We start from the raw sequence: 14,901 nt of genomic DNA, 5'->3' as shown, positions 1-14,901 counted from the left end.
CAGGAGCCCGTCCCGTAGAGGCGCAACAATGAAAAAGGCCGCCGATCCTGTCGGGATCGCCAGCCTTTTCTTCCTGTCGCAATGGCTCGGATCAGGCGACTTTGGTCGCGAATTCCTCCGCCTCGTCCGGATCGCGCAGCACATAGCCGCGGCCCCAGACGGTTTCGATGTAATTCTCCCCGCCGCAGGCCAGCGCCAGCTTCTTGCGCAGCTTGCAGATGAAGACATCGATGATCTTGAGTTCGGGCTCGTCCATGCCGCCATAAAGGTGGTTCAGGAACATTTCCTTGGTCAGCGTCGTGCCCTTGCGGAGCGAAAGCAGCTCCAGCATCGCATATTCCTTGCCGGTCAGGTGGACGCGGTTGCCGTCCACCTCCACGGTCTTGGCGTCCAGGTTGACCGCCAGCTTTCCAGTGCGGATGACCGACTGCGAATGGCCCTTGGACCGGCGCACGACCGCATGGATGCGGGCGATCAGTTCCTCTCGGTGGAACGGCTTGGTCACATAATCGTCGGCGCCGAAGCCGAAGGAGCGGACCTTGCTGTCCATTTCCGCCACGCCGGACAGGATCAGCACCGGCGTCTGCACCTTCGCCGCGCGGAGCTTCTTGAGCACGTCATAGCCATGCATGTCCGGCAGGTTCAGGTCCAGGCAGATGATGTCGTAGTCGTAGAGCTTGCCGAGGTCGAGACCCTCTTCGCCAAGGTCGGTCGTATAGACGTTGAACCCCTCCGTCGTGAGCATCAGCTCGATAGCCTTCGCGGTTGTCGGTTCGTCTTCGATTAGCAGCACGCGCATGTGAAGCCCCTTTGCGTAGCAGTCCCGTTCACCCCCAGAGAACGACGGCCGCTCCAATTCATTAACCAAAAAACTTCTGAAGGACAAAGGTTAATTTTTCGCTAACCGGCAGGAATCCGCGAGTCGTGGGATTTTGAATCTGTTTTCGACATTTTGCAGGCGAAATGATTCAGATGGAGTCAAGATGGATTCACCTGTGGAACGAGTCCTCAACAGCCATGATGGCGGGTAAGGAAATCGAGCACGGCGTCCACCCGGGCCGGCCGCAGACGCGATGGCGGCGTGACCAGGTGGATGCCGAATGGCGGCGGCCGCCAGTCGACCAGAATCTCCTCCAGTTCGCCCGATGCAAGCGCGTCCCCGACAATGAAATCGGGCAGCCGGGCAATGCCGACGCCGGTACGCAGCGCGGGCAGCATCGCCTCTCCGCTGTTGACCGTCAGCCGGGCGCGCACCTGCACCACGACATTCTGCTGGCCGGGGCCGGAAAAGCGCCAGACGTCGGGCGTCGGCGTATTGGAATAGCAGAGGCAATCATGGCTGCCGAGGTCGGACGGATGGGTGGGGCGTCCCCTTTCCGCCAGATAGGCGGGCGACGCCACGACATGCAGCTTGACGTCGGCCAGGCGACGGGCGCGGAGCGAGCTGTCCGGCATGTCGGCAATGCGGATGGTCGCATCCAGGCCCATTTCCACCAGATCGATGCGCGCATCGGACAGGTGGAGGTCGATGTCCACCTGCGGGTTCTGCTTCGTGAATTCGGCGACCAGCGGCGCGACGCGAAGCAGGCCGAAGGTCATCGGCGCGCCCAGCCGGACCGTGCCGGAAAGTTCGGCCGTTTCGTCCCTCGCCGCTTCCTCCGCCGCCTGCCCTTCCGACAGGATGCGCGCCGCATGCTCGGCCAGCCGCTTGCCGCTTTCGGTAAGGGCCAGACGGCGGCTGGTGCGGCTGAACAGGCTGGTATCCAGATGCTGCTCCAGCCGCGTCACCGCCTTGGACACGGTGGCCTTGGAAACGCTCAGCGCCTTGGCCGCGTCGGTGAAGCTGCGATGCTCGACCACGGCGGCGAACATCGCCCATGCCTCGAAATCGGGAAGACGCATAAGGAAACAATCCGTTTCAATGCTGCTTATTCAAGAAACGATCCTGATCGCTAGATTGACGGAAAGCAAGCCGGAACCTTCCGGCATCGCAATCGAAAGGCCTGAATATGAGCACGACAGTCGGGAGCCGCATCGAACGCCGCCCCTTCGCGTCCCTCGGTCATGCCGACCATGGCTGGCTGAACGCGCGGCACCATTTTTCCTTTGCGGACTATCATGATCCCGCCCGCATGAACTGGGGCGCGATCCGGGTCTGGAACGATGATGAAATCGGCCCCCGCTCCGGCTTTCCGCCGCATCCGCATGCGGACATGGAGATCATCACCTATGTCCGCAAGGGCGCGATCACCCATCAGGACAGCCTGGGGAACAGGGGCCGGACCGAGGCCGGCGACGTTCAGGTGATGAGCGCGGGCACCGGCATCCGCCATGCCGAATATAATCTGGAAGAAGAGACGACGACGCTCTTTCAGATCTGGGTCACGCCCCGCTGTCGCGGCGGCCAGCCGAGCTGGGGCGCCAAGCCCTTTCCGAAGGGCGACCGGTCCGGCAAGCTGGTGGTCCTGGCAAGCGGCCATGCCGAGGATGTGGAAGCGCTGCGCATCCGCGCCGACGCCCGTCTGCTGGGCGGCACCGTCAGGGCGGGCGAAAGCGTGACCTACGACAGTGCCGAAGGACGTCATCTCTATCTGGTTCCGGCGACCGGGCGGATCGAGATCGACGGCCAGATCTTCGAGGCGCGTGACGGCGCTGCGATCATCGGCGGCGCGCCCATCACCATCAAGGCGATCGAGGACGCCGAAATCGTCCTGGTGGACAGCGAATAAGGTCCGTCCCCTTCCCCCGGACGGGCCGAAAGGCCGCCCGCGCTTCTCCCCCTCCCTCTGCGCGGGCGGCCGATTTTTTCGAAACCTTTTTACGATCAATGCATTAGACGAAATGGAGATACTCATGGCAAAGGTTCTGGTTCTCTACTACTCCTCCTACGGCCACATCGAGACGATGGCGAAGGCCGTGGCGGAAGGCGCGGCAGCTGCCGGCGCGCAGGTCGACATCAAGCGCGTGCCGGAGACGGCGCCGCTGGAAGTGGCGCAAGCCGCTCATTTCAAGCTCGATCAGGAAGCGCCGGTCGCCACTGTCGCGGAGTTGGCGGATTATGATGCGATCATCATCGGCACCGGCACCCGTTTCGGCCGCATGTCGAGCCAGATGGCGGCCTTCCTCGACCAGGCAGGCGGCCTCTGGGCGCGCGGCGCGCTGAACGGCAAGGTGGGCGGTGCTTTCACCTCGACGGCCAGCCAGCATGGCGGGCAGGAGACCACCCTGTTCTCGATCATCACCAACCTGTTGCATTTCGGTCTGGTGATCGTCGGCCTGGACTATGGCTTTGCCGGGCAGATGGGCGTCGACAAGGTCCGCGGCGGATCACCCTATGGCGCCACCACGCTGGCGGATAGCGACGGCAGCCGCCAGCCCGGCGAGGAAGAACTGGCGGGCGCACGCTATCAGGGCCGGCGCGTTGCGGAAACGGCACTGAAACTGCACGGATAACGCATCGCTGCGCCGTCTGTACGGTGCAGTCGTTGAGAGCCTTGGGTCGCAAGGCATCAACGCAAATGGGGGGCCGGCGCATGGGACTGCGCGCCGGCTCCCTTTATTGTCGGGTTTTGCGGGAAGTGGCCAGTGCAAGACCTTCCTTCTCCCTTGAGAAGGACGGGAAGCCCTGGCGGCGAAGGAGTTCAGGCTGATCTGGACGAGGGGGAGCGGGCCTGCGGGCCGTGCGATCCGTTGGATCGCACCTCCCTCACCCAACTACGACTAAGGCAGCAGGCTGCCAAGTCTGCGCAGCCCTCTCCCTCAAGGGAGAGGGATAAAACGGGTGTCCGCTTTCCACCCTTCTGCTCGTTCAGTCTTCTAATCAGGCTAGGCGACCTCGATCGGCGCGACCTCATAGCCCACTGCCCGCAGGGCGGCGATCAGGCGTTCCAGATGGGCGCCGTCCCGCGTCTCGCATTCCACGTCGAGGCTGAGGCCCTTGGCAGGCAGATTGGTGAAGATCCGCTGGTGCGACAGTTCGAGGATGTTGACCGCTTCCTGGTCGAAGATCCGCGCCACATGGAACAGCGCGCCCGGCCGGTCCTGCAGGATGATGCGCAGCCGCGCCAGCCGGCCCGAGCGCGCCAGGTCGCGCAGCAGCACATTGGCCAGCAGCCGCGTATCGATATTGCCGCCGGTCAGGATCAGCCCGACGCTGCGCCCGGCGAACAGTTCCTTGTGCGTCAGCAGCGCCGCGAGGCCGGCGGCGCCCGCACCCTCCACCACCGTCTTCTCGATCTGGAGCAGCAGGCTCACCGCTTCCTCCAGATGGCGCTCGCTGACCAGCAGCACATCGTCCGCCAGCCGCTCGACGAAGCGGCGGGTGAGTTCGCCCGGTTCCCTGACGGCAATGCCCTCCGCCAGCGTATCGCCGTCACAGGGCAGGTTGGCGCCCTTGATATAGTCGTACATCGACGGATAAAGCTCCGCCTGCACACCATAGACCTGGATGTCGGGCTTCATCGCCTTGGCTGCCGTCGCCACCCCCGAAAACAGGCCGCCGCCGCCGATGGGCACGATCAGCGTGTCGATCTCCGGCGCGTCCTCCAGCATTTCCAGCGCCACCGTGCCCTGCCCCGCCATGATGTCGGGTTCGTCGAAGGGATGGACGAAGGTCAGGCCCTGCTCGACCTCCAGCAGCCGCGCATGGGCGTAGGCATCGTCGAACTTCTCGCCGAACTGGACGACCGTGGCGCCATGACCCTGTGTCTGCGTGACCTTTACCGTGGGCGTGGTGTTGGGCATGACGATGGTGACCGGCACGCCCAGCCGCTTGCCGTGATAGGCCAGGCCCTGCGCGTGATTGCCCGCGGAAGCCCCGATCACGCCCTTCCGCTTCGCCTCCTCATCCAGCTGGAGCAGGCGATTGAGCGCGCCGCGTTCCTTATAGGCGGCGGTGAACTGGAGATTTTCGAACTTCAGATACACTTTGCAGCCGAACATGGCCGACAGCGTCTGGCTGACCAGCGTCGGCGTATGCACGACGGAGCCGGAAATTCGCACCCGCGCCGCGAGGATGTCGTCGACGGAAATGGGCAGCGGCACGGCGCTCTCTATCTTGCTCAGCGTGTTCATGGCGCGCCACCTAGCTTAAAATTGCTTCGGAAGGAACTGGCACTGACCGAAAACTCTGCCTATGGCTTGCGGGCGCGCATCCAACTGATCGAGGCATATGGCTAAAATCGCGTTTATCGGCCTGGGCGTCATGGGCGGCCCGATTGCGGGGCATCTGGCGAAGGCGGGGCATGAGCTGACCGTCTACAACCGTTCCATCGGCAAGGCGAAGCGTTGGGCGGAGGCCTATGGCGGCGCGGTCGCGATCAACCCGGCCAAGGCCGCGGAGGATGCGGAGATCGTCATCAGTTGCGTCGGCACCGACGACGATCTGAGCCAGATCACCCTGGGCCGCGACGGCGCCTTTCGCTCGATGAAGCCGGGCGGCCTGTTCATCGACCATACGACGGTGTCGGCGCGGATCGCGCGGCAATTGTTCGTGGAGGGCGAGAGCCGGGGGCTGCATTGCGTCGACGCGCCGGTGACCGGCGGTCAGGCCGGGGCGGAAAAGGGCAGCCTTGCAGTCATGTGCGGGGGCAGCGAGCCCGCGGTGGCAGCCGCCCGGATCGTGATGCAGGCCTATGCGCCGCGCATCGTCCATGTCGGGAAGGCAGGCGCGGGGCAGACCGCCAAGATGGTGAACCAGATCTGCATCGCGGGCGTTGTGCAGGGCCTGGCCGAAGCGCTGCGTTTCGCGCAGGCGGCTGAACTGGACCTCGACACATTGTTCGAGGCGATTTCCGGCGGCGCGGCGCAAAGCTGGCAGATGGACAAGCATTGGAAGACGATGGCGGCGGACAGTTTCGATTTCGGCTTTGCGGTGGATTGGATGCGCAAGGATCTGGGGCTGGCGCTGGAGGAAGCGCGGGCCAATGGCGCCACGCTGCCGGTGACGGCGTTGATCGATCAATTCTATGCCGATGTGCAGGCCATGGGGGGCCACCGGCAGGACACCAGCGCGCTCGTTCGGCGGATCACGCGGGCATGAACAAGGCCGGCATGACCAGCAGCGCCGTCCGCCCCGGGCTTGACCCAAGGACAATGCGCCGCGGCGGCAAGCTCCGCGCGAACGGACGCAGGATTGCCGTCGCCCTTGCCCTGACGCTGCCCGTCCCTGCGCTGGCTTCGGGCATCATCGACAATGTGAACGGCATCGCGCTGGATGCCAATGGCCGCGTGGTGCGTTTCCGGGCGCTCACCATCGACGATGAGGGCAAGGTGGATAAGCTGCTGCCCGACCGCTATCGGGAGCCGGAGCAGCCGCGCCCCCGGAAGCGGAAGAAGAACGAGCCGGAGCAGGCACAGCCCAGCCGCCCCGACTTCAAGCTGGACGCCGGCGGCAAGACGCTGATCCCCGGGCTGATCGACGCCCATGGGCATGTGATGGGCTATGGCCTGTCGCTGATCACGCTGGACCTTTCGGAAACCAAATCGCTGGCGGAGGCGCAGGCGAAGATCAGGGCCTATGCCGCCGCCAATACGGGCCGGAAATGGATCATCGGCAAGGGCTGGAATCAGGAGCTTTGGGGCCTGGGCCGTTTTCCGACGGCGGCTGAGCTGGATGCTGCGGTCAGCGACGTTCCGGTCTGGCTGGAACGGGTCGACGGCCATGCGGGCTGGGCCAATTCGCTGGCGATCAAGGCGGCGGCCGTCACCGCGGCGACCAAGGCGCCACCCGGCGGCCGGATCGAAATGGCGGCGGGAAAGCCTGCGGGCGTGTTCGTCGACAAGGCGATGGATCTGATCACGCGCGTCGTGCCCCCGCCGGCGCCCAAGGATCGCGACATCGCGCTGGAGAAGGCGCAGCAGGCGCTGCTGCGGCAAGGCATTACCGGCATTGCCGACATGGGCACCAGCATCGACGACTGGCAGGCCTTTCGCCGTTCGGCGGACCGCGGCGCGCTGCGGGTGCGGATCATGTCCTATGCCTATGGCCTTGAGAATATGGTGGTGATCGCCGGGCCTGAGCCGACGCCCTGGCTCTATGACGATCATCTGCGCATGGGCGGGGTCAAGCTGATCCTGGATGGCGCGCTTGGATCGCGGGGGGCCTGGCTGAAGGCGGACTATGCCGACGCGCCGGGGCAGCGCGGTCTGGCGATGATCCCGTCCACCCAGCTTCGCAACATCATGAGCCGGGCGGCGATGGACAATTTCCAGATCGCGGTCCACGCCATCGGCGACGCGGCGAACAGCGAAGTGCTGGATGCGGTGCAGGAACTCAGCGAAACCTACAAGGGCGACCGGCGCTGGCGCATCGAGCATGCGCAGATCGTCGATCCGGCGGAACTGCCGCGCTTCGGGCAATATGGCATCGTCGCGTCGATGCAACCGGTGCATCAGACCTCCGACTGGCGCATGGCCACGGCGCGGCTGGGCGAGGCGCGGCTGAAGGGCGCCTATGCGTGGAAGGCGATGCTGGACAATCGCGTGCCGCTGGCCTTCGGGTCGGACGTGCCGGTGGAAAGCCCCAATCCCTTCCCCGGCATCGCCGCCGCCATGACGCGGGAAGATGCATCGGGGCAGCCGGCGGGCGGATGGATGCCAGAACAGCGGGTAAGCTTCGAGGCGGCGCTGGACGGTTTCACCAGGACGGCAGCCTATGCGGGCTTCGCGGAAAAGCGCTTCGGCAGTCTGGCGCCGGGGCAGCGGGCGGATTTCCTGCTGATCGACCGGGATATTTCCACGTCAAGCCCGGTCGAGATTCGCGGGACGCAAGTGCTGGAGACATGGATCGGCGGCAAGCGGGTCTATGTGAAGGGGCAATAGCGGCGACCAACATGGCGTCATCCCGTTCAATGCCGGCCGTTCAATGCCGGCCGCTCGATGCTGGCCGTTCAATGCTGGGACGACGACAGGATCAAAGCACAGCCCCCGCCGCGTTGAACGCTTCTTCCTCCGTCTCCGGCAGCGGCGGCTGGACCGGCTTGTCGCAGCCCTCTTCCTTCATATGCGCCCGCAGCGCGTCCATGCGCCCCAGATTCCATCGCGCCAGCGGTACGCCAAGGGGCCGGAACTCCGCGCGGTCGAACAGCTCCACCACATAATTCCTGCAGAGATTGTCCACCTGCTCGAGCGTCAGCATGCCGAGGTTCATCACCATCGGCTTGCCCGGCACGCCGTTGCGTCCCCGCACCAGGTCCGTCACGTAAAGCCCGCCGCGCGGGTCGACCAGCACGACATCGGCCCTGGAAGCGTCGATCATCCTGTGGCTTGCGGCATAAGGCGCGACGAAGCCATGCGTCCGCCACACGAGAAAGGCGCTGCTGAGCAATGTTATGGCCGCGCCCAGGAACATGGGGCGCATGGCGCCGGTCCGGAAGCGCGCCCAGCCAAGGCCCGCCAGCAGGCAGAAAGGCCCGATGAAGCCATGGGCGTAGCGATAGCCCCAGCCATAGCCCTGCGCCAGGGCGAGGGCGCATCCGGCGAAGCAGCCCAGCGCCAGCGGCAGCGCGATCTCCTGCCCCCGGATCGCCTTGCGCCAGCGCATCGCGAAGACGCCCAGCGTCGCCAGCGGCACCATCAATATATTGTTCCAGGCGGCAAAGCGGCTGAGATTCACCAGCGGCTGCCAGCGGTCACCCAACCGCTCGAACAGGCTGCCCACCTTGTCCGCCACGCCTGCGGAAGGACGCACGTCGGTCGGCTGCCCCAGCACATGCGTCAGGAAGGCCGGCCATAGCTTCGCCCAGACTATGACGATGGCAGCCAGCACGAGGATGTGGAAGATCGCGACCTTCCACCGTTTCCCAAGCAGCATCCAGAGAATGAAGGGCGCGATGAAGATCGGCGGGAAATGCCACTGGTGCAGCCCCGCCGCCGCCAGCGCGACCACCCCGGCGCTCAGATGCCCGATCAGCCCGCCGCGCAGCACCAGCGCCAGCCAGATCATGTTGAGCGCGAAATGCCCGGTCATGGCGTAGGGCGTCATCGCCGTGACCCAGAGCTGTGCCGAAGACAGGCCAAGCAGCATCGTCACCCAGACCGCGTCGGGCCTGTCGGGGAAAAGGTGCAGCGCCACCCGCCACAGCGCGAACAGCCCCGCCATCAGCAGCACCGGCCCGGCCAGATTCGGGTCGCCCAATTGCCAGAACAGCGCCTGGATCGCGCTGTTCACCGGCAGATAGGCCGCGGTCCAATAATCCGCCGCGCCGAAGGGGGAGAAAAATTCGGGCAAGATCGCCCGGCGATAGGCCTCCCACTCCATCGGGATCGGGCGGGCCAGGAAACCCTCCCGCATATAGGCGGCGGCGAAGCGGGCGACCTCCTCGTCGCGGGAGATGGAATAGTCCTGGAACAGCCAGTAATGGCCCGCCCAGGCGATCAGGCCGAACAGCAGCACCAGCGGCACCATTATGCGCGCGCGCGGCGTAGGCAGGCGCCAGCCCAGACCCTCCGCAAAGGGGGCGGCCAGCGTCAGCAGCAGCAATGCGCCCAGAAGCGCCGGAAAATCCTGATCGAGGAACAGGATGACCGCCAGGCTGATGCCCTGCCTGTAGGTCACATGCCAGAGGAAGGTCGCGCCCAGCCAGAGCGTCAGCCCGATCGCGCCCGCAAGGAGCAGACGGGTGGCACTGATGGGGCGCAACCGATTGAACATCAGCCTTCCTGCGGCAGCAGAGCCCGATTGACGAAAATGCCGTCCATCTCGACCAGCAGGGGGAAATGCCCCTTGTTGTTGGCGAAGAAGGCGGAGGGGACGAAGCCATGCTCCGCCAGCCAGTCGATCATCGCGCGATAGCCGGTCCCGCCTTCATAGATCGGCCGGACACCGAGTTCGGTCTGCACCCCCGCCATGTCGTGGAGCGCATCGCCTGCGCCTTCGCAGACGGACAGGTCATGCCCCTGCGTATCCATCTTGAGAAAGGGTCGGGTGAAGCCATGGGCGCGCTTCAGTTCGGGCAGCAGGCTTTCCAACCGGCGGCATTGCATGTCGACCGAGCGCGTCACCCTGTTGCGTTCGGCGAAGATCGCGTCCTGTTCTCCGGACGGCGTCTTCAGCGAACTGAACTGGTCGGCCGCCATGATGTTGAAGCTCGCCATGCCGTCGAAATCCGACAGGGCCATGTTGAACACATGCCATTGACGGTCGGACAAGGCATTCCGTTCCAGTTCGGAGAAGATGTCCGGATTGGGCTCGAAGGACAATATCGTGCCGTCGAAGCCCGCATCCTTGCGCAGCATCGTCGCATATTGGCCCCGGTTGGCGCCGACATCGAACACGCAATCGACCGCGAAGGCGCTCAGGAAACGGCGCAGCGCCTGGATTTCCGGATATTGATGCACCCGCCCCGCCAGCGCCAGCCGCACCGCCAGCGCCCGGTCGCGCAGTTCCCGGACATGGCGGCTCATTTCCCGGTCACGCTGCGGTAGATGGCGATGGTGGCCAGCGCCATGTCCTTCCAATTGCCCATTGAATCTCCATAGGTGCGCGCGCGCGCTCCCAAAGCCTGCCTGATGGCCGCGCTTTCTACGAGGGGCAAGAGGGCTTGCGCAAGCGCGGGTGCATTTCCCGCCGGGGTCCTGACGGCGACTTCCTCCGGCAGGCCGGCGAACATGCCCGCGTCCGACGTGACCATCGCCTTGCCATGGTGCAGGGCCGACAGGAAAGCGCCGCTGCTGTCGATATGCCGATAGGGGAAGACCAATATGTCCGCCTTCGCCATATGGGCGTCGAGCCGTTGTTCGGTCAGGAAAGCGAGATCGGCGATCAGCCGCTCGCCAAAGCCGGCGGCATGGACGCTGTCGAGCAGCGGGGCGATGTCCATGAACGGCTTGCCCGCCAGCACCAGTTCGAAACGATGCCCGGCGCGCCAGAGCGACAGGCAGGCCTGCAGCAGCAGGTCGACGCCCTTATAGGGGCGGATCGTGCCGAAGAAGAGCAGGCGCGGCAGGACAGCGTCGGGCACCTGCGCCAGATCCTCCGTCCCGGCCGTCGCAAGTCGCATCGGCGGATGCGGCGTCACATGGATGCGTTTCGGATCGATGCCCTGCCGCTCCAGCGCGGTCCGCGTCGTCCCGCCATGGACGATCAGCGCGTCGAACATGTCGAGCAGGCCGCGATAGCCCCTGCCCTGCACCCCGGCGTCGGCATGATAGGCATCGGCATTGTGCACGGTATGGACCAGCGCGGTACTGCCCTTCAACCGCCGCAACATGATCCGGTCGGCGGGCGCAAGCGGCAGCCATTGCATGTGCGCCACATCGGCCCTGGCCAGTGGGGCGAGGTCGCCCAGCGCGCAGCTGAAACCATATTCCGCGGCCTTGAGCAGGCGGAAGGCCCGACCTTCGCCGATGCGCTGGCGCAGGGTCTCGCTCCGGCGGAAGAAGCGCGGCTCATAGCGATAGCCCTGCGGCACGATGGCATCCGTCTCCCGCATCGGTCGACCGAGCAGGGTGACGTCCACGCCCTCTGCCGCCATCGCCGCGCAGAGGCTGTCGTCATAGCGGCCGGTGAAGAGCGACGGATCGCACATCGCGACCTTCATGCGCGCTTCCCCATCAACTGGCGCAGGGAAAGGCCGTGGATGAATGCGGCGGCGAACAGGGTCAGCGTGTAGAGGATCAGGAACAGCAGGTCGAACCGCTCCGGCGCGAATATCCGGGCCAGCGGCACGCTGAGCAGCGAACCGGCGAGGAAGGGCAAGGACCGGCCGAGCAGCAGCGTGAACCGTCCCAGCGCGCCCTGCACATAGACGGACACGCAGATCAGGGCGAGCGCCAACAGCGCCCCGCCGATCAGCAGCAGGTCGATCCGGTCGATCGCCGCGCGGCCGTCGAACAGCTTTGCGAACAGCCATTCGCCCAGCAGCAGCAAGGCCGCCGAAGCGGCGAGCGCGAAGAAAAGCGCCGCGCCAAGCGCCCGCACCATCAACTGACGCAGCCTTGCCCCGTCGCCCGCATGAAAAGCGCGGGTGATCCGGGGCAAGGCCGCCTCCACAGTCGCCCTGACGAGCATGGAAAGCGAGCGGGACATCTTGAAGAAAAAGTCGAAGATCAACATCGGCCGCGCGTCATGGGTCGCGGCGGCGATGGTGAAATAGGGCACGTTATAGGCGAGGATTTCGGAAATGGTGAAGGCAGCCGATGCGCCGATGTCCCGCAGATAATGGCGCCTGACATGGCCGCCACCGACCCTGAAGGACAGCCAGTGCCGCGCCTCCATGCCGAGGCGCCGATGCACCAGGGCGATAGCATAGCCGATCACCGCCGCACTCACGCAAAGTTGCAGGGCGACGGAGACGCGCGGGTCCAGCCCTTGCAGGATGAACAGCAGCAGCGCGATGGTCATCACCCGGCGCAGGCAATCCAGCGCTTCCCAGAGGAAATTGCCGTCCACCGCCGCAAGCGCCCTTTTGGCGAGCAGCGCGGGCAGGTTGAGACAGGCGGAGAGGAAGAAGAGCAGGAACAGCAGCGGCATGCCCGTGCGCAATCCGCCCGCCGCCAGTGAAACCGACAGGATCGCCAGGCCGCCGACGATCAGCAGGCCAAGGAACAGGAACAGGACGCCCATTTCCTCCAGCCGGAATCCGCCCGCCCCGTCCTGGCCCGGTCTTGAATTCCCCGGCCCCAAATTCCCCGACCCCACATTCCCCAACCAATGCCGCCGCAGCCGCGCATAGACGATACTCGTCAGGCCGAACTCGGCGGAGATAGTGAAATTGCCGAACGCCACCAGCAGCAGGAAGGACTGGAACTCGCGCAGCGGCAGGGCGCGCACGAACACATAGGTGACGGCAAAGCCCCAGATCAGGGTCAGCCCGACATTGGCGAGCTTGATCAGGGCAAGGATGCGCGCCGACCCCTCCATCCGGGCAAGCGCGCTGCCGGGCGGCATGCTCACCGGGCGCCGGTCGCGAGCGGCTTGCGCGCGCGGAACAGCCTGTCGTCCAGTGCAAAATAATGCCGGGTATCGGCATCGATGGCGCTGGCGTCGATCTCCTCCAGATCGAAGCCGGCGGCCCGGATGCGGTCGGCAAAGTCCGGGCCATATTGGCGCACATGGTCCCATTGGCCGAAACGCCGTTCGCGTTCGCGCGGAGGCATGTCGAAGCTGCCATCCTCGGTCGGCCTGTCCCATAATGGGACGATCAGCCAGGCTTCGCCGCCGGGCTTCAGCGCGCGATGGATGTTGCGCAGCACGGCATGATCGTCCGGCACATGCTCCATCACATGGCTGGCATAGAAAAGGTCGTAGCGGTCGCTGGCATCGAGCGCCATCAGGTCGACGCGCCGCATGTTCGGCACATGGTAGCGGCCGGGATCGAGATCGGCGGGGGTATAGTCGGCGACAGTGGAGAAGCGGCGCACCAGGCTGCCTTCATTGGGCGCCATGTGCAGCACCGCGCCCTGTTCCGGCACGGTCAGCACATGGCCAGCGATCAGATGGTTCATCAACCGTTCGCGCGGGGAAGCGCCGCAGTTCGGACAGCCCCATTCGGCATTGTCGCCATAGCGGAAAAACCCCACCACCGCCTGCCCACAGGCCGGGCAGGCCCGGTTCGCCCGCGCGCCCATGGCCTTGCGCACGGCCAGCATTGTCCGGGTCAGATGCTTGCCGGCGGCTTTCGCCACCCGCTGAAAAGTGATCACGCCTTGGCTCCAAAAAGCAGTTGGCACCGGCCTATACAATATGCCGCCGCTTTGGCGAGCGATTCCGTTGTGCGTGGCCCATCAGGCCCGACATCCCGCAAAGGCGGGAATCAGCGCGACTTGGCGGGGTTCCAGATAGTCACGGTTCGCCCCGTCATCGCCTTGGCCACGCCCTGCAAGGTCGCGAAATAGGCGAGCACGATGTCCACCGCCGCCGCGAAGGGTCCGCCCCTGGACCGCAGCCCGCGCCACAGGATGAATACTCCGGTCAGCCCGCCAACCATGTAGAGCATCGGGGAAATCCGCATCGCCAGCGTCCCCGCCGCGACGATCCCCGTCAGTATGAAGAGACCGCCGAACCATCGCACGATCTTGCGCGAGGCATATTTGAACCTGTCGACCCCGCGCATCCGTCGCAATTGCGGCCGCAAATGGCTGTGCGTATGCCAGGCGCGGGCGGCGATGCGGACCTTGCGCCGATATTCGTCGCCACGCGCCGTCACCAGCCGCTCCCGGGCGATCACGTCCTTCGCCTTCACCAGCCGCTTGCCGGCGAAGACCACCGCCATCGACACCGTCAGATCGTCCAGCACGCTGTCGGGAAAGTCGGGATAGAGCGCCCGCCGGATGGAGAAGATCGACCCGTCGGCCCCCAGCACATTGCCGGTGCGCGATTCCTCGTCCTTCAACCGTTCCTCGATCCGCCAGTAGAGCGACCCGACCGAGGCTGTGGCGCTTTCCCCGTCGCCCATATAATGCAAGGACCCCAGCACGCCCCCGATGTCCGGATCGGCATAGCGCGCCAGCAGATTGTCGATGGCGTCGGGGTCCAGCATCACATTGGCGTCGGTGAAGATCAGCACATCGCCCTGCGCCCGCGCCGCCAGCAGCTTCATGCCATGCGCCTTGCCGCTGCGCCCCGGCCCGCGCAGCAGCGTCACCAGATCGCCCCGCGCTTCGATCAGCGCCGCCGTCTCGTCCGACGAGCCGTCGTCGAAGGCCAGTATTTCCAGCGCCGGATGGCGCGCCTTCAACATCGCCAGATTGGCCAGTTTTTCCGGCATCGCCGCTGCCTCATTATAAGCGCAGAAGAGCAGCGATGCGGATGGCGGCGGCCCAGCGGCCGGCTGCTCCGCCTTTGTCGGCAGCAGGCGCAGGATCAGGGGGTAGAAGAGAAACGGCCAAGCCACCGCCACCAGCGAGAGCAGCAGCGCCAGGGCCGCGATCAGGTCGATGCTGTCCGTCAACAGGCCCATC

The 14,901-nt window shown here is 65.4% G+C and carries 13 protein-coding genes; 4 read left to right on the top strand and 9 right to left on the bottom strand.

Annotated elements, in window-relative coordinates; all coding sequences use genetic code 11:
* Positions 1-91: 91 nt before the first annotated feature.
* Together ctrA and LDB29_RS03035 are read right to left on the bottom strand one after the other, a co-directional pair.
* Positions 92-799 carry a response regulator transcription factor CtrA gene (ctrA, locus tag LDB29_RS03040; RefSeq protein ID WP_025549663.1) on the bottom strand — a complete coding sequence of 236 codons (708 nt, stop codon included), beginning with the start codon at positions 797-799 and terminating at the stop codon, positions 92-94.
* A gap of 209 nt (positions 800-1,008) precedes the next feature.
* Positions 1,009-1,902 carry a LysR family transcriptional regulator gene (locus LDB29_RS03035; protein WP_044661877.1) on the bottom strand — a complete coding sequence of 298 codons (894 nt, stop codon included), beginning with the start codon at positions 1,900-1,902 and terminating at the stop codon, positions 1,009-1,011.
* Between the two features lie 107 nt (positions 1,903-2,009).
* On the opposite strand from LDB29_RS03035, the gene LDB29_RS03030 reads away from it, so the two are divergent.
* Together LDB29_RS03030 and wrbA are read left to right on the top strand one after the other, a co-directional pair.
* Positions 2,010-2,729, top strand: coding sequence for a pirin family protein (locus tag LDB29_RS03030; RefSeq protein WP_025549662.1), 720 nt, complete (start codon positions 2,010-2,012; stop codon positions 2,727-2,729).
* A 124-nt stretch (positions 2,730-2,853) separates the two neighbouring features.
* Positions 2,854-3,453 (top strand): NAD(P)H:quinone oxidoreductase, encoded by a 600-nt coding sequence (gene wrbA / locus LDB29_RS03025; RefSeq protein ID WP_025549661.1) that lies wholly within the window; start codon positions 2,854-2,856, stop codon positions 3,451-3,453.
* Positions 3,454-3,825: 372 nt separating this feature from the next.
* Here the strand turns inward: wrbA and LDB29_RS03020 are convergent, their stop codons facing one another.
* The gene (locus LDB29_RS03020) at positions 3,826-5,073 is read right to left on the bottom strand and encodes a threonine ammonia-lyase (protein WP_025549660.1); all 1,248 of its coding nucleotides are present in this window, start codon (positions 5,071-5,073) and stop codon (positions 3,826-3,828) included.
* Positions 5,074-5,170: 97 nt separating this feature from the next.
* Here LDB29_RS03020 and LDB29_RS03015 point away from each other — a divergent pair, with 97 nt between their 5' ends.
* Both LDB29_RS03015 and LDB29_RS03010 read left to right on the top strand, forming a co-directional pair.
* Positions 5,171-6,040: an NAD(P)-dependent oxidoreductase gene (locus LDB29_RS03015; protein WP_025549659.1), complete on the top strand. Its 870-nt coding sequence runs from the start codon at positions 5,171-5,173 to the stop codon at positions 6,038-6,040.
* Positions 6,041-6,093: 53 nt separating this feature from the next.
* The gene (locus tag LDB29_RS03010; RefSeq protein ID WP_052816714.1) at positions 6,094-7,821 is read left to right on the top strand and encodes an amidohydrolase; all 1,728 of its coding nucleotides are present in this window, start codon (positions 6,094-6,096) and stop codon (positions 7,819-7,821) included.
* Between the two features lie 91 nt (positions 7,822-7,912).
* Here LDB29_RS03010 and LDB29_RS03005 read toward each other — a convergent pair whose 3' ends face one another.
* The 6 genes from LDB29_RS03005 to LDB29_RS02980 form a co-directional block, all read right to left on the bottom strand.
* The gene (locus tag LDB29_RS03005) at positions 7,913-9,652 is read right to left on the bottom strand and encodes an MFS transporter (RefSeq protein ID WP_257556084.1); all 1,740 of its coding nucleotides are present in this window, start codon (positions 9,650-9,652) and stop codon (positions 7,913-7,915) included.
* Positions 9,652-10,404 carry an FkbM family methyltransferase gene (locus LDB29_RS03000; protein ID WP_025549657.1) on the bottom strand — a complete coding sequence of 251 codons (753 nt, stop codon included), beginning with the start codon at positions 10,402-10,404 and terminating at the stop codon, positions 9,652-9,654. The genes LDB29_RS03005 and LDB29_RS03000 overlap by 1 nt, the downstream gene beginning before the upstream one ends.
* Positions 10,401-11,540 carry a glycosyltransferase family 4 protein gene (locus tag LDB29_RS02995; protein WP_025549656.1) on the bottom strand — a complete coding sequence of 380 codons (1,140 nt, stop codon included), beginning with the start codon at positions 11,538-11,540 and terminating at the stop codon, positions 10,401-10,403. The genes LDB29_RS03000 and LDB29_RS02995 overlap by 4 nt, the downstream gene beginning before the upstream one ends.
* Positions 11,537-12,889, bottom strand: a complete 1,353-nt coding sequence (locus LDB29_RS02990; RefSeq protein ID WP_244968678.1) for a hypothetical protein — start codon at positions 12,887-12,889, stop codon at positions 11,537-11,539. Before LDB29_RS02990 ends, LDB29_RS02995 begins: the two co-directional genes overlap by 4 nt.
* Positions 12,890-12,891: 2 nt before the next feature.
* Positions 12,892-13,644 (bottom strand): bifunctional 2-polyprenyl-6-hydroxyphenol methylase/3-demethylubiquinol 3-O-methyltransferase UbiG, encoded by a 753-nt coding sequence (locus LDB29_RS02985; RefSeq protein WP_025549655.1) that lies wholly within the window; start codon positions 13,642-13,644, stop codon positions 12,892-12,894.
* Between the two features lie 110 nt (positions 13,645-13,754).
* The gene (locus LDB29_RS02980; RefSeq protein WP_244968650.1) at positions 13,755-14,891 is read right to left on the bottom strand and encodes a glycosyltransferase family 2 protein; all 1,137 of its coding nucleotides are present in this window, start codon (positions 14,889-14,891) and stop codon (positions 13,755-13,757) included.
* Between the last annotated feature and the right edge of the window lie 10 nt (positions 14,892-14,901).

This window comes from Sphingobium sp. CFD-2 (assembly GCF_024611135.1).
GTDB lineage: Bacteria > Pseudomonadota > Alphaproteobacteria > Sphingomonadales > Sphingomonadaceae > Sphingobium > Sphingobium fuliginis.
The sequence above is the reverse complement of the archived record's forward strand: the minus strand, read 5'-3'. Positions and strand labels throughout refer to the sequence as shown.